At 43.9% G+C, this 17,757-nt stretch carries 11 protein-coding genes and 1 pseudogene; 11 read left to right on the forward strand and 1 reads right to left on the reverse strand.

Annotated features, from left to right (window positions below):
- Window positions 1-125: 125 nt before the first annotated feature.
- The gene (locus tag H9626_RS00285) at window positions 126-1,370 is read right to left on the reverse strand and encodes an alpha/beta hydrolase family protein (protein ID WP_178256345.1); all 1,245 of its coding nucleotides are present in this window, start codon (window positions 1,368-1,370) and stop codon (window positions 126-128) included.
- Window positions 1,371-1,603: 233 nt separating this feature from the next.
- Here H9626_RS00285 and H9626_RS00290 point away from each other — a divergent pair, with 233 nt between their 5' ends.
- The 11 genes and pseudogenes from H9626_RS00290 to H9626_RS00335 all read left to right on the forward strand — a co-directional run bounded on the left by H9626_RS00290 (window position 1,604) and on the right by H9626_RS00335 (window position 17,566).
- On the forward strand, window positions 1,604-4,300 hold the full coding sequence (locus H9626_RS00290) for a TonB-dependent receptor (RefSeq protein WP_178256344.1): 2,697 nt from the start codon (window positions 1,604-1,606) through the stop codon (window positions 4,298-4,300).
- 46 nt (window positions 4,301-4,346) lie between these two features.
- Window positions 4,347-5,528, forward strand: a pseudogene (locus tag H9626_RS00295) (beta-helix domain-containing protein); the annotation flags it as partial.
- A gap of 54 nt (window positions 5,529-5,582) precedes the next feature.
- On the forward strand, window positions 5,583-6,584 hold the full coding sequence (locus tag H9626_RS15550; RefSeq protein ID WP_497801152.1) for a beta-helix domain-containing protein: 1,002 nt from the start codon (window positions 5,583-5,585) through the stop codon (window positions 6,582-6,584).
- A gap of 288 nt (window positions 6,585-6,872) precedes the next feature.
- Window positions 6,873-7,601: a type III pantothenate kinase gene (locus tag H9626_RS00300; RefSeq protein WP_191709202.1), complete on the forward strand. Its 729-nt coding sequence runs from the start codon at window positions 6,873-6,875 to the stop codon at window positions 7,599-7,601.
- Entirely contained in the window at window positions 7,588-8,910 is a 1,323-nt protein-coding gene (gene bamG, locus H9626_RS00305; protein WP_191709204.1) for a BamG family beta-barrel-assembly machinery protein, read from the forward strand. Before H9626_RS00300 ends, bamG begins: the two co-directional genes overlap by 14 nt.
- Window positions 8,911-8,948: 38 nt before the next feature.
- Entirely contained in the window at window positions 8,949-10,310 is a 1,362-nt protein-coding gene (locus H9626_RS00310) for a tetratricopeptide repeat protein (RefSeq protein WP_178256341.1), read from the forward strand.
- 3 nt (window positions 10,311-10,313) lie between these two features.
- Window positions 10,314-10,925 carry an LPS export ABC transporter periplasmic protein LptC gene (lptC, locus tag H9626_RS00315; protein ID WP_191709205.1) on the forward strand — a complete coding sequence of 204 codons (612 nt, stop codon included), beginning with the start codon at window positions 10,314-10,316 and terminating at the stop codon, window positions 10,923-10,925.
- Between the two features lie 16 nt (window positions 10,926-10,941).
- Window positions 10,942-12,201 carry a hemolysin family protein gene (locus H9626_RS00320; RefSeq protein WP_191709828.1) on the forward strand — a complete coding sequence of 420 codons (1,260 nt, stop codon included), beginning with the start codon at window positions 10,942-10,944 and terminating at the stop codon, window positions 12,199-12,201.
- Window positions 12,202-12,306: 105 nt separating this feature from the next.
- On the forward strand, window positions 12,307-14,445 hold the full coding sequence (locus H9626_RS00325) for a SurA N-terminal domain-containing protein (RefSeq protein WP_191709207.1): 2,139 nt from the start codon (window positions 12,307-12,309) through the stop codon (window positions 14,443-14,445).
- Window positions 14,446-14,710: 265 nt separating this feature from the next.
- A complete protein-coding gene (galE, locus tag H9626_RS00330) occupies window positions 14,711-15,745 on the forward strand; it encodes a UDP-glucose 4-epimerase GalE (protein WP_178256338.1) in 1,035 nt (344 codons plus the stop codon).
- 279 nt (window positions 15,746-16,024) lie between these two features.
- Window positions 16,025-17,566 carry a carbon-nitrogen hydrolase family protein gene (locus H9626_RS00335; protein ID WP_191709209.1) on the forward strand — a complete coding sequence of 514 codons (1,542 nt, stop codon included), beginning with the start codon at window positions 16,025-16,027 and terminating at the stop codon, window positions 17,564-17,566.
- Window positions 17,567-17,757 lie beyond the last annotated feature (191 nt).

Raw genomic sequence — 17,757 nt, forward strand, 5'->3', positions numbered from 1 at the left:
CCTCTTCAAACGCTACGAATAGAACCTTCTTACTTATGCGGTAGTGTAAGGGAAAACTACCGCATGAGTAAGGACATTCTACCGCATGAATTTTTTTCGATGAACAGCTAAATGGAATTGTTTGATTATAAACTGTTTATCCAATTTGCGATATCTGAAAGCACTTCGGGCGAACATGTTTCCTCTATCTTGTAATAATCCAGCGCATTGTTAAGTTTACAATGCTGGAACAGATGGTTCAGTTCCGGATATTCTTTAAAGAAGTTTTTCTCGTTTTTGCTTTTCAATAATCCTTTAATGACGGTCAGGTTGCTCGTGGGCAGCACTTGCATGTCGTGGCTGCCGTTGATAGCCATTACGGGGATAGTTATTTTTGCGATGGCGGTGGTAGGGTCGTAATTCAGAAAGTAATCCAACCATGCGTTTTTAGGCTTCGCAGCAATTTCTTCCCTAACCTGTTCCACTGTGCGGTTTGCAGGCATTCCGTTGATACGCAAGATGGCATTCTGCTGTTCGGCAATCAGCGTATCTCCTTTGATGGCAGACCCTGCCATGCTGACTATGAAGTCGGCTTCCTTGTCTGCTCCTATCATGAAAGCTATCATGCCTCCCTCGCTGTGTCCCAATATTCCTACTTTCCCGAACTTCTTGCTGCTTCTGAGCCATGCCAGTCCCGCTTTTGCATCGTTGGCAAAGTCGGCAGAAGTACAAGCCGACGGGTTCCCGGTAGATTTTCCTACCCCTCGGTCATCGTAACGTAACGAAGCGATACCCTGTTTGGCAAGGTAATCGGCGATAACCAGAAACGGTTTGTGCTCAAACAGTTCCTCGTTGCGGTTTTGTGCACCGCTGCCTGTCACCATTAAAACTACGGGTACCTGTTTCCCTTCGGTATATTCCGTGGGGTAAGTCAAAGTACCGGCTAATGTCGCATTGTCGGCAGCGTTAGTAAATGTTACTTCTTCCGTTTTATAATCGAAAGGTTCTTTAGGTTCTTGGGGGCGGTTGGCTTTTTTAGCTTCGCCCGATGTCAGGTTAAGCGGTAAAGTCATTCCGTTTTGTTTGAAAGTGCCTTTCAGCGTATCGTTTTCCAATGTAGCGGAGTATGCAAGGTTTATGGCGGGGATTTCTAAGCTGACGGAACTTTTGGTCAGTTGCGACAGGTTAACCGGAATATTGCGTGCGCCTTGCTCCGGAATGTCCATCTTGCAAGAGTTCTTTCCGTCATCCGTTTTGCCGAAATGGAAAATGATTTCCAGTTGTTGTCGTCCGGCATTTAATTTACCGTGCCATGTCCCGGTAATTTCTTGTGCATACGATATGGTCGGATACATTAAAGCGACAAGTATCCATAGTAAAGTGTTTTTCATAGAAAGTATGTAATTATAGTTTGTTTGATAGCAGTATATTGCGAATATACGGAAAAAATATGAAATCTGTAATTCTTTCTTCTATTTCTTAACTGTATCTTCATGATTGTTTTGCTATTGTAACATCGTTAATTGCATTGTAACTTGGCTGTATCCCTCTTTTCACGGGGTTGTTGTTTTTGTGTAACCGGAAAAGTAGACTTTTGCTACCGAAAACAAAAGACCTGTTTCAGATGAAGAAAGCAAAACTATGGATTGGAGCTGCGGCGTTTATGTCGGTCATTGCAACAGACCTGTTTGCCGCAGATTTGAATGTAAATGTAAGAGGACGTGTTAAAGATTATGAGTCGAAAGAACCTTTGATTGGAGCTACCGTGCGGATTGTTGGTAGTAGCATTGGTGCCGTGACGGATATAGATGGTAATTTTCAGCTTTCAGGCGTGGAAGATGGAATTTATGATATAGAAATTAAATATGTGGGTTATAAGACCGTTGTTAAACGGCAGATTAAAATAGAAAACAGCCAAGTGACTACGCTCGACTTTGAGTTACATTCGGATGCACAGATGCTATCAGACGTAACTGTTGTGGCAAAAGCGAACCGCGAATCGGAAAGTGTTACGCTGATGGAACAGAAAAAATCGGTGGTAGCCATCCAGTCGGTAGGAGCGAGAGAGCTTTCCCGTAAAGGGGTAGGCGATGCACAAGGAGCTGTGACAAAGATTTCGGGTATTTCAAAACAAGAAGGTGTTAAGAATGTGTTTGTACGCGGGTTGGGCGACCGTTATAATATTACCACGCTGAACCGATTCCCGATTCCTTCGGAAGACCCGGAATATAAAAACATTGCGTTGGACTTTTTCTCGACCGATATTATCCAGTCGGTAGATGTCAATAAAACCTTTGGGGGAGGTATGTTGTCTGATGTGGGCGGAGCCAATATCAATATCTCTTCGAAAGAACTGGTAGGAATGGGCGAACTGAATGCAAGCGTTTCGGGAGGTGTAAACACGAATGTCGTGTCGTCAGATTTTATGAAGATGGACGGTGTGAATGCTTTCGGATTTGCCGACAGCAAACAGCCGGGAGACGATTTGGGCGTGTACGGTTTCCGTAATAAGTTGGATCCCTCGCGCAAGAGTGCGCCGGTTAATCAGAGTTACACGCTGTCGGGCGGAAAAGAAATCATGCTGGGCGATAATCCTTTCTCGTTCTATCTTGTTGCAAATCACAATAAAAACTATTCTTACTACGATGAGGAGGTGCGTAATTCGATTACTTCCGGCGATTTGTCGCAAGATATGCAGGGCGAGATATCAAACGTAGAGACATCGCAGATTGTGATGGCAGATTTGGGTTACCGGCATAACAACAAACACCACATACAATATAACTTCATGATGGTACATGCCTCGCGTGAGTCGGTGGGCGATTATTTGGGTATGGATGCCGATTATCAGTCGTCTGATACCTACGAGGGCTTCATGCGTCGTCAGCAGGCGAACGACAACCTGTTGTTTGTCAATCAGCTGAGAACGCAATGGGAACTGTCGCCTCGTTGGAACTTGGATGCCGGTGTATCTTATAATAAGATAAAAGGACTTGAGCCGGACCGTAGAATTAATAATCTGGTTAAGACAGACGAAGGCTATGTCCCGATGCGCGGTACGGGTGTGCAGCAACGTTATTTCTCTGAACTGCATGAGGATGACATTAACTTGCGTGCCGGACTGACTTATAAGCTCCCGGATAAATACGACCAATTATCGAACATCAGTTTTGGATACATGGGACGCTTGGTCGATGATAGTTTTTCGGCAACCGAATACGACTTGTCGGTAGTGCGCCGTTTGCCTTTTGATATATCAGATTTGTCATTCGATGAATATTATAACCAGACAAACCTCGACGACGGTGTTTTTACTCAAGATAAGAATGTCGACGAGTATGGAGTGAACAAAAATATCCATTCGGCATACGTAGAAGCTACTTACCAGCTGACCCACGGACTGGTGGCAAACGTCGGTGTAAAGTATGACAACGTAAATATAGATGTAAACTATAATGTGAATCGCGGAGGAACACAGGGCGAACGGAGCATTGATAAAAACTATGTACTGCCCAGCCTGAATTTGCGCTATAATTTTAATGATAAACATGCGCTCCGTCTGGCAGCCAGCAAAACATACACCTTGCCTCAGGCTAAAGAAATATCTCCTTTCCGTTATGTCAGTGTCAGTTTCAAGAGTCAGGGTAATCCCGATTTGAAACCTTCCGACAACTATAATGTGGATTTGAAATGGGATTTTTATCTCTCGAACAGCGAACTGCTGTCGGTGGGCGGATTCTATAAATACATTAAAAACCCGATTTCGCGCATTGAAATAGCCAGTGCCGGAGGTTTCCTTTCTTATGAAAATATTGCCGACCACGCAACGGTGGCAGGTGCAGAAATCGAGTTCCGGAAAGACTTGTTTTCGCGCCAGATAACTGACGGGGTAAACAAGCTGTCTTTCGGCTTGAATGGCTCTTATACCTATACTCATGCCAAAGTGCCTTTGGCTACCGACCCTACTGGCTCTCAGTTAGAAGGTGCTGCGCCGTGGATTGTGAATGCTGATTTGAGTTATCGTTTGCAGAAAAAGAAATGCGACCTTACAACCACGTTGGTGTTTAATTACTTCAGTGACCGCATTTACACCATCGGTACCGAAGGTTTCCAAGACATCATAGAAAACGGAATCCCGACACTCGACTTTGTGGCATCGGCAAAGATAGGAAATCACTTCGGACTTTCACTGAAAGCACGCAACCTGCTTAATTCTGCCCGCCAGCTTACTCGCACCGGAAATGATACCAACGAGGAAGTAATTCTGAGTAAATATCGCAAAGGAATGGAATTGAGCCTCGGCGTAACGTATGAATTTTAAGAATGAAGAAATTATAATGCTTTTTTAAACCCAAATTATTAATCAGATGAAAAAGTTATTTATGACAGCTATGGCGTTTGCTGCATTGATGAGCGCGCCTGTTTTGACTTCTTGTAGTGACGATAACGAACCCGCCAACGGAGGTGAAGGAGGCGGCGATACTACCGTTGAGACTGTTGAGCTGAGCGGCTCGGTGGAAGGGACGCTTGATTTGGATGCTACGAAAGAATATATCCTGACAGGTACGCTGACCGTGCCCGATGGAGCTACGCTTAATATCCCTGCCGGAACTACGATTCGGGCTCAAAAAGGTTTTGATAAATACATTATCGTGGCTCAGGGTGGTACAATCAATGCAAACGGAACGGCTGGAAACCCGATTATATTTACGGTAGACGATGAGGCGAATGCAGAACCGGGCTACTGGGGTGGCTTGATTATCAACGGTAGAGCACCTATTTCAGGCGAAAGTGCAGGAACTACTGCGGCTGCCGAAGTTGACAATGACCAGATGTATGGAGGTACAGATGCTGCCGATAATAGCGGTACGATACAATATGTAGAATTGTTGTACACCGGAGCTCGCTCAAGTGCCGATATCGAACACAATGGATTGACATTGAACGGTGTGGGTAGCGGAACAACCATCAACAATGTTTACATATCTGAGGGTGCTGACGATGCCATCGAGTTTTTCGGAGGTACGGTAAATGTAAGCAATGTGTTGGCTGTAAACTGCGACGATGATATGTTCGACTTTACGCAGGGGTATAGCGGAACACTGGATAACTGCTATGGCGTATGGGAAGAAGGATTCACCAGCACGGAAGAAGACCCGCGCGGGGTAGAAGCCGACGGTAACTTGGACGGTGATTATCCGGGACATACTCCGCAGTCGAATTTCCACATCCAGAACATGACCATCGCTACGTATGCTACCGGTCAGGAAATGCAAGACGCTATCAAAGTGCGTCGCGGCGCTACGGCTACCATCGAAAATGCGTTGGTTACCGGAAACGGTGTAGTGGCAGACTTTATTGACGTGACCGACGGAAACGGAGCTGCTGCGGAAGCTACGGTCATGAGCGTAACAAATCAGCTTGCTGCGGCGATTACGGGTTCGGAAGTCCACACTCCGGAAGGCTCGGCTTACGACGGCATACAGGTAGAAGCAGGAAATACGGGTGCTGACCAGTCTGCTTTCGCATGGACAGGATATGCTTTCTCAGGAACAACTGAAACTCCGGCTACTGAAACTTTGCCGGCAAGCATCGACGAGGATATGACGCTGAACGCAAGTACCGAATACATTATTTCGGGTTCGGTGATTGTTAATGACGGTGCTACACTTACAATTCCTGCCGGAACTACGCTTCGCGCTACGAAAGGTTTTGCCAGCTATCTGTTGGTGGCTCAAGGCGGACGAATCATGGCTGAAGGTACGGAAGAAGCTCCCATTACGTTTACCGTCGATGACGAGTCGGCTGCCGAAGCAGGTTATTGGGGTGGCTTGATTATCAACGGTAGAGCACCTATCTCCGGAGCAAGTGCAGGAACTACTGCGGCTGCCGAGGTAGATAATGACCAAATGTATGGCGGTACGGATGCTGAAGACAATTCAGGTTCGTTGAAATACGTGAGACTGCTTTACACCGGAGCACGCTCAAGCTCTGACATCGAACATAACGGATTGACCCTGAACGGTGTGGGAAGCGGTACTACGATTGAAAACATCTATGTGGCAAATGGAGCAGATGATGCCATCGAATTCTTTGGCGGTTCGGTAAACGTAACCGGACTGTTGGCTGTGAACTGCGATGACGATATGTTCGACTTTACGCAAGGATATAGCGGAACACTGAAAGATTGCTACGGAAGATGGGAAGACGGTTTTGTCAGCACAGAAGAAGACCCGCGTGGCGTGGAAGCCGACGGTAACTTGGACGGTGATTATCCGGGACACACTCCGCAGTCGAATTTCCGTATCGAAAACATGACTATCGAAAACCTGAGTACCGATGGTGAAATGCAGGATGCTATCAAGATTCGTCGCGGAGCAACGGCTACGGTTACCAATGCGCTGGTAAAAGGTGCAGGACTGATTGGCGACTTGGTTGACCTGACCGACGGAAATGGTACTGCTGCTAACGAAACCACGATAAGCGTTACAACCGAAAATGAAACCAACAGCGTAAACCGTGGCGAATGTACTGCCACCGTAACCGTTGAAGACGGAAACACCGGCTGTACCCTTGATTTCGGCTGGACCGGTTATACACTTTGATAATGAGTTATTTGCTTTAGGTTACAATATAGTTTAGTGAATTTTTCTTTAAAACTAAAATCCTCTTTTAGTTTTGCGGTAGTATGATTGGAGCCGTCTGCCTTGCGAAGGGCGGACGGCTCGCTTTTTTATTCTAACGCAGTGAATGGGCTATGCTGCTCATAGAAAACCTTGGTTGTTTGGGTAGAAATCCAAGATTCTGTAGGTAGAAATAAAAGGTCGGCAGAAACTTATTTGTTTTATATCTATTTTTTCCGTTACTTTGCACGATAAAAACAAACGAAGACCGTGAATTTAGTAATAGATATAGGTAATACGGTGGCAAAGCTGGCCGTGTTCGACGGCGATAAGGTGGTAGAAGTGTTACGCGGTTCTAACCACTCTTTAGACTGGCTTTCCATGCTCTGCCATAAATACCATATAGAAAGAGGTATCATCGCTTCGGTGATTACGCTTAGTAATACGATTAGGAGGCAGTTGAAAAGCGTGAATTTCGATATCATGGAATTAGACTATCGAACCCCCGTACCTATTCGTAATTTCTATAAAACCCCTCAAACGCTTGGCATGGATCGGCTGGCAGCCGTTGTGGGAGCCAATTATTTATGCCCGGGCAAAAACTTGCTGGTCATTGATGCCGGTACTGCACTTACTTATGAGTTTATCGACGCGCAAGGACAATACTGGGGAGGCAATATCTCTCCCGGCATTTACACTCGCTTTAAAACGCTGAATGCTTGTTGCGACAAACTCCCCCTGATAGAACGAAATGGCGATACGCCAGAGTTTGGATATGATACCGAAACGGCGATACGTTCGGGCGTAATCAAAGGTATGGAGTTTGAAATAGCAGGCTATATTACGCTCATGCAAAAGAAATATCCCGATCTTTTGGTTTTTTTAACTGGCGGAGATAAATTTTCTTTTGATACAAACTTAAAAAGTATCATATTTGCAGATAGATTTTTAGTATTAAAAGGTTTAAACAGAATATTGAATTATAATGTTAAGAAATAGAGCACTCATCAGCGCGTTGTTTGCTGCCGGGGTTCTTACCGCCGGTGCGCAAAGCTCTGATTCTTCTCCAAGTACGAATTCTCCTTATACGCGGTATGGATTAGGCGACTTGTCGGATATGGTATTTACCAACAATGCAGCGATGGGAGGTGTAGGTTATGCCCTCCGTACCAGTGAACATATTAACCCGATGAATCCGGCGTCGTATACGTCGGTTGATTCTCTGTCATTTATGTTCGACGTGGGTATGACCCTGAAAAGTTCTAACTATCAGGAGGCGGGTGTTAAATCGAATGCTAAAAATTCAAGTTTTGATTATATCGCAGCCCAGTTTCGTCTGCATCCACGCTTGGCCATTGCGGTAGGTTATATACCTTATTCTACGGTGGGGTATAGCTTCAGCCGTTCGGCGGAGATAGAAAACAGCGGCGGGGTTACAAATACCAATACCTTTTTTGGCGAGGGAGGTACACAGCAGATATTGGGAGGCTTAGGCTTTAAAATATTGGATAACCTTTCGATAGGAGCTAATATCAGCTATCTGTATGGAACGTTTGATTATCAGTCTGCCGCGATTCCGAGTAATGGGGGTGACCGTACGGTGGTATACAATACGCTGTCGGTAAAAAGCTATAAGGCTGATTTTGGTTTGCAATACACGCATCAGATCAATAAGAATAACAGCCTGACGTTGGGACTTGCTTACAGTATGGGGCATCAGTTGAACTGTACCGATACGTATGGAACGCAGGTGATAGGAAGATCGGAGGAAACAACAAGCAGCGGAACCACAGATAGTTATGTTGTGTTGCAATCCAGCGAGTCTTACGCACGTGACGGGTATGGAATCCCACATGTTTTCGGAGGTGGATTGGCTTGGAACTACTCAAAGAAGTTGACGGTAGAAGCTGATTATACTTTGCAGAAATGGAGTAGCGTAAAATATAACAATCGCACCGGTATGTATAAAGACCGTTCGAAAGTGGCGTTCGGCGCGGAATATTTGCCCAACGAAATCGGACGCAGCTATTTGGCTCGTATGAAATACCGGGTAGGTGCATATTATTCTACCCCGTATGTGAAAGTGCCTTATCAGGGAAACATGATTGACGGCGCGACAGAGTTTGGCGTGAGTGCAGGATTTGGTTTGCCGTTGCAGTTGTATCAACGTAACAGCATCCTTAGTATTACAGGACAGTATGTTCGTGTAAAGCCCTCTGTTACGGGAATGCTTTCAGAAAACCGTTTTGTTATTAAATTGGGGCTGACGTTTAACGAACGCTGGTTTATGAAATGGAGAGTGAATTAAACTATAAAAGGCCCAATGAACAATAAATCTTATATACGATGAAAATGAAGATGTTTACAATGCTGTGTGTGCTGTCATTCGGTGCAACAGCTTCTTTTGCTCAAAAAGGAGTGGAAGACGGTTCCAGATTTGGACATGGAGAAGATAGTGTCCGTTGTCTGCAGAATATCAGTATTTACAGCGAATATGTAAAGACTGATAATTTCCAAGATGCTTATAAGCCGTGGAAAGCAGTATTTACCGAAGCTCCCGTGGCTCAGGTAAGTACGTATACTAACGGAGCTAAGATTTTACGTGCATTGATTGCCGCATCGAAAGATGGAGCGCAACAAAAGGCGTATCTTGATGAATTGATGGCTGTTCATGATCAGCGTATCAAGTATCTCGACCAGTTGAACAAGTTGGTTAAAACTCCGGCTACCAAAGGATCGATACTTGGCATGAAAGCTCATGATTATATTGTTTTTTCTGGTGCAAATGCAGATGTAAACAAAGCCTATGAAATGGTAAAAGAAGCCGTGGATTTGGAAAAAGCTAATTCAGACTATTTTATGTTTCAAGACTTGATGGATATATCATCTCGGAAACTGAAAGTTGACAATGCACATAAAGAACAGTTTATCCAAGATTATCTGACGGCATCATCGTATGCCGATGAGGCTTATAAGAAGGCTACCAAGAAAAGAGACCAGCAGTTGCTTAAAACCGCAAAAGATAATGTAGACGCTTATTTCATTAACAGTGGAGCGGCTACATGTGGAAACCTGCAAGCCATTTATGGTCCGAAAGTAGAACAGAACAAAACAAATTTGGATTACCTGAAACAGGTGATTACGGTTATGCAGTTGCTGAAATGTACTGAAGAAGAGGCTTATTTCGCTGCTTCTGAAGCTGCTCATGCCATTGAACCTACAGCGGCTACGGCAGCGGGTTGCGGTTATATGTATTTCAAAAAGGGGGATATCGACAAGAGTATAACTTACTTTGACGAAGCAATCAATCTGGAACAAGATGTGGCAAAGAAAGCCGATTATTGTTACAGTGCTGCGATGGTTATGTTCAGTAAAAAACAGTTGAGCAAGGCAAAACAATATGCTAATAAGGCTATTTCGTTTAAGAATGATTGCGGTAAGGCATATATTCTGATTGCTCAGATGTATGCGTCAAGCCCTAACTGGACGGACGAACCGGCATTGAACAAATGTACTTATTTTGCTGCCATCGATAAATTGCAGCGTGCGAAAAGTGTTGATCCCAGCGTAGCGGAAGAGGCACAAAAACTGATTAATACTTATTCTGCCCACACTCCCGGTGACGAAGATTTGTTCTTCTTGGGATTAAAGAAAGGTAATTCTGTGACCATTGGTGGCTGGATAGGCGAAACAACAACCATCAGATAACTTATGTCAGAAAGACAGATTAATCTGTATAGAGGAATAATTAGCATAACAGTCGCTGTATGGGCGGCTGTTATGCTTCTTTTTTTGCCGAGTTGTGGAGGCAAGGATAAAAACATGGCTGAGGCAATCAATGAAGATGACTCTCTGCCGGATATGCGTACTTTAGGTGTGACGAGCTGGGTGTCAGACTCCGGTATGATACGTTATAAGATTGTTACGGAAGAATGGTTGGTGTATAGTAAGCGGAATCCACCTTTCTGGGCATTTGAAAAGGGTGTTTATTTGGAGAAATTCGATACTCTTTTCCATGTAGACGCCAGCATCAAGGCAGATACGGCGTATTATTACGAGCAGAAAAAAATATGGGAGCTGCGTGGAAACGTACATATACAAAGTCAGCGCGGAGATAAGTTTGATACGGAACTGATGTATTGGGATCAGGATAGGGAAAAGATATATTCCGATAAGTTTATCCGTATCGAACAGCCCGAAAGAATACTTACCGGTTATGGATTTGAATCGAACCAAGAAATGACCGAGTACCAGATATTTAATAATGCCGGTATTTTTACCGTGGAAGATACTGCCCCTACTGATACGGCTGCCGTAGGTTAGTATAAAATATGCGATGATGGAATTTGTTACACAATTAATTATATCCATAGTTTTTTCAGCTTTCTTCTCAGGCATGGAGATTGCTTTTATTTCTTCCAACAAATTGCGTTTTGAGATGGGGAAGGGAAAAGGGTTATCGGGGAAAATTTTATCTGTTTTTTATCGTAATCCTAATGATTTTATTTCCACCATGTTGGTGGGCAATAGCATTGCACTTGTTATTTACGGCTTTTTAGTGGCGCAAATTCTCGAAAACTATTTCTTGGCAGGAATCGTTACAAACGATGCGGTGATGCTTATTGTTGAAATTCTCATTGCTGCTTGTCTGATTCTGATTACCGGAGAGTTCTTGCCCAAAATCTTATTTAAAATCAATCCGGAGGTGATGCTTCGGGTTTGTGCATTGCCTGCTTATTTTTGTTACCTGATACTTTATCCGGTCAGTCGCTTGTCCGCTCGCTTGTCAGCAGGCGTATTGCGGTTTGTTGGTGTGAGAGTGGATAGAGAGCATTCTGAAAAGGCTTTCACGAAGATCGATTTAGATTACCTTATTCAAAGTAGTATAGATAATTCTGCCAATGACGATGAAATCGACCCTGAAATAAAAATATTTCAAAACGTACTTGATTTTTCGAATGTCAAAATACGCGATTGCATGGTTCCTCGTACCGAGATTATTGCGGTTGATATGGATGTGGAATTAGATGAACTGAAGAATGCTTTTATAGCGCACGGCATCAGTAAGGTAATCGTATATAAAGGGAGCATAGACCAGATAATAGGTTATATACATTCATCCGATTTGTTTAAGAATCAGAGCGATTGGCATAAAAGTATACGTCCGATTCCCATTGTGCCGGAAACGATGAGCGCCCACAAGTTAATGCAGCTTTTTTTGCAGAAGAATCGTTCGTTGGCTGTGGTTGTTGATGAGTTTGGCGGTACGTCGGGAGTTGTTTCTATGGAAGATTTGATGGAGGAAATATTGGGTGACATTGAAGATGAACACGATACAAACTCGAACATAGCGAAAGCCATAGGGCCGGACGAATATATTTTATCAGGCAGGTTGGAAATAGAAAAAGCGAATGAAGAATTTGATTTGGATTTGCCCGAAAGCGATGAATACCAAACCGTGGGCGGACTGATACTGAATGAATATCAAAGTTTCCCGAAAGTCCATGAAGTAATACTTGTCGGCGGCAAGTTTAAGTTTACAATAATCAAGGTTACAGCAACAAAAATCGAACTTGTTAAACTGAAAATCGAGAAATAAACGTTTTTTTCGGCATAAAGATAGTGACTGAACGGCATTTTTTGTATCTTCGTGCGCTAAAGTGCAAACTAATAAAAAACAATAAACAAAAAATAATAACTTTAAATGGCAACTTTACAAACAATCAGAAGCAAAGGACCTTTATTGGTCATTGTAATTGGTCTCGCCCTTTTTGCCTTTATAGCAGGCGATGCTTGGAAGATACTCCAACCGCATCAGGGAGCGCAGAACGTTGGAGAGGTAAACGGTGAATCACTATCCGCCCAAGATTATCAGAAAATGGTGGAAGAACTCAGCGAAGTGTATAAACTTACAAGCGGTTTGAACTCTTTGTCTGACGAACAACTAACCGGCGTGAAAGACCAAGTATGGAGAACGTATGTAGAAAATCAGCTTATCGCAGCACAGGCCGAAAAATTAGGCTTGACGGTTACGAAGGCAGAAATTCAGGCTATCATCGATGAAGGTACTCATCCGCTGTTGGCTCAAACCCCGTTCCGTAATCCCCAAACCGGAGCTTTTGATAAGGATATGCTGAAAAAATTCTTGGTAGATTATGCAAACTTAGGCAAAAGTCAAATGCCTGCTCAGTATGTAGAATACTATCAGAAATTAGGTACATTCTGGCAGTTTGTGGAAAAAACACTGGCACAATCTACGTTGGCTGAAAAATATCAGAACTTAATCGTAAAATCTTTGATTTCAAATCCTGTTTCGGCAGAAGATGCTTTCAAGTCACGTACAGAACAAAGCGATATGTTACTTGCCGGAGTTCCTTATACTTCTATTAATGATTCTACGATTCAGATAACCGATGATGAAGTAAAAGCACTGTATAACGAAAAGAAAGAACAGTTCAAACAGTTGGTTGAAACCCGTGACATCCGTTACATTGACGTACACGTAGTTCCGTCGGATGCCGACCGTCAGGCTGTGTTGGAAGAAGTAACAACTGCCAGCAATCAGTTGTCAGAAACAAACTCCGATTATGCAGCATTTGTTCGTGCTAACGGTTCTTCTGTAAATTATTCAGATATTCCGGTAAACAAGTCTGTATTGCCGTTGGATGTAGCTGCACGCTTGGATTCGGCTTCAGTTAATGAAGTGTATGGTCCGTATTACAATCAGTCTGACGATTCTTACAATACTTTCAAGATTATCTCCAAGACTACGGCCCCCGATTCAATTCAAGTACGCCAGATTCAGGTATATAGCGAAACGATAGACAAAACAAAAACATTGGCAGACAGTATTTATAATGCACTGAAAGGCGGAGCCGACTTTGCTGAAGTGGCAAAAATTTACGGCCAGCCGGGTGAAGCAGCTTGGATAAGCGCACGTAGCTGGGAAGGTGCGGATTTAGACGCAGAAAATGCCAAATATGTCAGCACATTGATTTCGCAGCCGGTAAACGAACTTGCTAATCTTGAAATCGGACAGGGACGCTTGATTCTTCAGGTAATGAATAAGAAGAGTATGCAGCCTAAATATAAAGTGGCAGTAGTAAAACGTCCGGTTGAATTCAGCAAAGAAACTTATAACGCTGCATATAACAAGTTCAGCCAGTTTGTAGCTCAAAATACTACATTGGAGTCGCTTGAAAAGAATGTAGAAGAAAGTGGTTACTCATTGATTCCGCGTTCGGATTTCTCAAGTGCAGAACATAATGTAGGCGGTATAAAATCTACTCGCGAAGCTTTGAAATGGGTGTTCGATGCTAAACCGGGTGAAGTATCTCCTTTGTATGAATGTGGAGAAAACGACCACCTGATGGTAGTAGCTCTTGAAAGAGTAAACAAAGCCGGTTATCGCAACATCAACCGTGTAGCAGACATGTTGAAAGATGAAATCCGTCGCGACAAGAAAGCTGAAAAGATAATGGGCGAAATGAAAAACTTTAATTCTGTTGCTCAAGTAAAAGAAATGAAAGATGCTGTCAGCGATACGGTAAAACATGTAACCTTCTCTGCATCGGCTTACATTGCCGCTACCGGAAGAAGCGAACAGGCAGTTAGCGCAGTAGCTGCAAAAACAGCGGTAAACCAGACCAGCGCTCCTATCAAAGGCAATGCAGGAGTCTATATGATTCAGGTTTACGGCAAAGAGAATGGCACAGAAGAATTTGATGCAAAGAAAGAAGAAGAAACCCTGTCAAATACAGCTGCAAACATTGTAGCACGACAGCTGATCAATGATTTGTATCAGAACGCAGGTGTGGTAGATAATCGTTATCTGTATTTCTGATGCTGATTTTATAAAGTCAGATTTTTTTAGAAAAATAGTGAGCCCGTCCTTCAAATGAAGCGACGGGCTTTTTTATGACTTGTCTTGAAGAAGACGGCGGCACGTTCTTTCAGGAACTAAAGTTATACGTGTCCGTTCGAAAAGCCTGTTTTTGTAACAGCTTGTTTTATTATTTTAAACTGTCGGAATACAATATTCTCAATTATTATGCGTATTTTTGTTCCAAAGAAAACATTTTTACTTTAATAGAAAATACCTTAAAATTATGAAAGAGAGAATTTTGGTTACAGGAGGAACCGGATATATTGGTTCACACACTGTCGTTGAACTACAAAATAGTGGTTATGAAGTTGTTATTGTAGATAATCTTTCAAATTCCCGCGCCGATGTAGTTGACCATATCGAACAAATCACCGGAATCCGTCCGGCTTTTGAAAAAGTAGACTGTTTGGATTATGCAGCGTTGGATGGCGTATTTGCCAAATATCCGGGAATTAAAGGTATTATTCATTTTGCAGCAAGTAAAGCAGTTGGTGAGTCGGTTCAGAAACCTTTGCTGTATTATCGGAATAATATTGTTTCACTGATTAACTTGTTGGAATTGATGCCGAAACATGAAGTGAAAGGCATTATCTTCTCTTCTTCATGTACCGTTTACGGACAGCCGGACAAACTTCCGGTAACCGAAGAGGCTCCGATTAAGAAAGCTGAATCTCCTTATGGAAACACGAAACAAATCAATGAGGAAATTATCCATGATACGATTGCTTCGGGAGTTCCGGTTCAGGCTATCCTGTTGCGTTACTTTAATCCGATAGGCGCACATCCTACGGCGTTGATTGGTGAACTGCCGAACGGAGTTCCTCAAAATCTGATTCCGTATCTTACTCAGACTGCAATGGGTATCCGCGAAAAACTGAGCGTGTTTGGCGACGACTATAATACACCCGACGGTTCTTGCATCCGCGACTATATTTATGTAGTGGATTTGGCTAAAGCACACGTTACGGCGATGAATCGTATCTTGGAAGACAAGCAGAAGAGCAAGGTCGAGGTATTCAATATTGGTACGGGTCGCGGACTCTCTGTGCTTGAGCTGATTAAGGCTTTCGAGGCTGCAACGGGAGTGAAACTGAATTATCAGATTGTGGGTCGCCGTGCAGGAGATATCGAGCAGGTGTGGGCAGACCCCACATACGCAAACGAAGAGCTGGGTTGGAAAGCCGAAACTCCTATCGAAGAGACTTTACGCTCGGCATGGAACTGGCAGTTACACTTGCGCGAAACAGGAGTAATGTAAAAAATTAAAGAATAGTTGAACAAAAACGTTTATCAAAACGTTAGTATCATGCAGCGCATTTAGAGCATTCGCACGTATGTGAATATAGGCTAATGCTTTCTGCCTCTGTAAAACAGGGACGGAGGGTGCTGATTGCATAGTAGTTTTGTCGTGTTTTATTTTGTGTTTGTGTTGTGGCTGTTCTCCGGCGTGAGCCGGGGAACAGTTTTTTTATTTGCGGGTATATGGTGTTGATTTAATTTATACATTTGCATCCGAATTGCAAACAAATAAAACATTATGGAACCGATACATAAGATTAATAAGGTAGAGTTGCGCAATCTTCAGATGGAGGATTATGCACAACTTTCCCAATCGTTTACGCGCGTGTATGCCGATAAAGATGTGTTTTGGACGAAAGAACAAATCAAAAAGCTGATAACCATCTTCCCCGAAGGTCAGATAGTAACCGTGGTAGATGACAAAATCGTAGGCTGCGCGCTGTCTATCATCGTAGATTATGACATGGTGAAGGGCGACCATACCTATGCGAAAGTTACCGGAAACGAAACTTTTAACACGCATAATCCGAAAGGAAACATCCTGTATGGCATCGAGGTGTTCATTCACCCCGAATACCGTGGGCTGCGTTTGGCACGTCGTATGTATGAGTATCGTAAAGAACTGTGCGAAAAGCTCAACTTGAAAGCCATCATGTTTGGCGGGCGAATCCCGAACTACTACAAGTATGCCGATAAGATGCGCCCGAAGGAATACATTGAAAAGGTGCGTTCGCGCGAGATTTACGACCCCGTGCTTACCTTCCAGCTTTCGAACGATTTCCACGTGCGCCGTGTGATGCGCAATTACCTGCCCAACGATGAAGAGTCAAAACATTGTGCCACGCTGCTCCAGTGGGATAACATCTACTATCAGCCGCCTACGGATTCTTACGTCGACCGCAAGACGACGGTGCGTGTAGGGTTGGTTCAGTGGCAGATGCGTTCGTATAAAACGCTTGACGACGTGTTCGAACAGGTTGAGTTCTTCATTGATGCCGTGTCCGGTTACAAAAGCGACTTCGTATTGTTCCCCGAATACTTCAACGCTCCGCTGATGGCGAAATTCAACGACATGGGCGAGGCGCAATCCATCCGTGCGCTGGCGCAGTACACCGAGGAGGTGAGAGACCGCTTCATAGCCCTTGCCATCAAACATAACATCAACATCATCACCGGCAGTATGCCGTATGTGAAGAAAGAAGACAATGCGCTTTATAACGTAGGTTTCCTCTGCCGCCGTGACGGAACGTATGAGATGTATGAGAAAATTCATGTGACACCCGATGAAGTAAAGAGTTGGGGACTGAGCGGCGGAAAGCGTGTGCAAACCTTCGATACCGACTGTGCGAAAATCGGTGTGCTGATTTGTTACGACGTGGAGTTCCCCGAACTGTCGCGCCTGATGGCAGATCAAGGGATGCAAATCCTTTTCGTTCCTTTCCTTACCGATACGCAGAACGGTTATTCGCGCGTAAGGGTCTGTGCGCAGGCGCGTGCCATTGAGAACGAATGTTTTGTGGTGATAGCCGGTAGCGTGGGCAACCTTCCGCGCGTGCATAACATGGATATCCAGTACGCCCAGTCGGGAGTGTTTACGCCGTGCGATTTCGCTTTCCCCACCGACGGACGCCGTGCGGAGGCCACTCCGAACACCGAAATGATTCTGGTTTCAGACGTAGACTTGGATTTGCTGAGCGAGCTGCATACGTATGGCAGTGTGCGTAACCTGCGCGACCGCCGGAACGACCTCTACGAACTGAAGATGAAAAGAACGAATTAATCCTTATTATACTATTGGCGGGTTGACAAATTATGAAGCGTCTTTTCTGATTTGCCAATCCGCCAATTCCTTTTATTCCCCTCTTTAGTGTTTTTTTAAATCGTCTGATTTACAATATAATAATCCTTCTCCTAAACTTGAAAAATTCTTCCCATAGAACCGAGGCGTTCTATGGGAAGAATTGGTAAACG

It is taken from the genome of Phocaeicola faecium (genome assembly GCF_014837055.1).
GTDB classification, from domain to species: domain Bacteria; phylum Bacteroidota; class Bacteroidia; order Bacteroidales; family Bacteroidaceae; genus Phocaeicola; species Phocaeicola gallinarum.

Coding starts and splice junctions, on each gene's coding strand:
- H9626_RS00285 (WP_178256345.1), bottom strand. CDS start 1,370: ATGAAAAACACTTTACTATGGATACTTGTCGCTTTAATGTATCCGACC.
- H9626_RS00310 (WP_178256341.1), top strand. CDS start 8,949: ATGAAAATGAAGATGTTTACAATGCTGTGTGTGCTGTCATTCGGTGCA.
- H9626_RS15550 (WP_497801152.1), top strand. CDS start 5,583: ATGACGCTGAACGCAAGTACCGAATACATTATTTCGGGTTCGGTGATT.
- galE (WP_178256338.1), top strand. CDS start 14,711: ATGAAAGAGAGAATTTTGGTTACAGGAGGAACCGGATATATTGGTTCA.
- bamG (WP_191709204.1), top strand. CDS start 7,588: ATGTTAAGAAATAGAGCACTCATCAGCGCGTTGTTTGCTGCCGGGGTT.
- H9626_RS00325 (WP_191709207.1), top strand. CDS start 12,307: ATGGCAACTTTACAAACAATCAGAAGCAAAGGACCTTTATTGGTCATT.
- H9626_RS00290 (WP_178256344.1), top strand. CDS start 1,604: ATGAAGAAAGCAAAACTATGGATTGGAGCTGCGGCGTTTATGTCGGTC.
- H9626_RS00335 (WP_191709209.1), top strand. CDS start 16,025: ATGGAACCGATACATAAGATTAATAAGGTAGAGTTGCGCAATCTTCAG.
- H9626_RS00320 (WP_191709828.1), top strand. CDS start 10,942: ATGGAATTTGTTACACAATTAATTATATCCATAGTTTTTTCAGCTTTC.
- lptC (WP_191709205.1), top strand. CDS start 10,314: ATGTCAGAAAGACAGATTAATCTGTATAGAGGAATAATTAGCATAACA.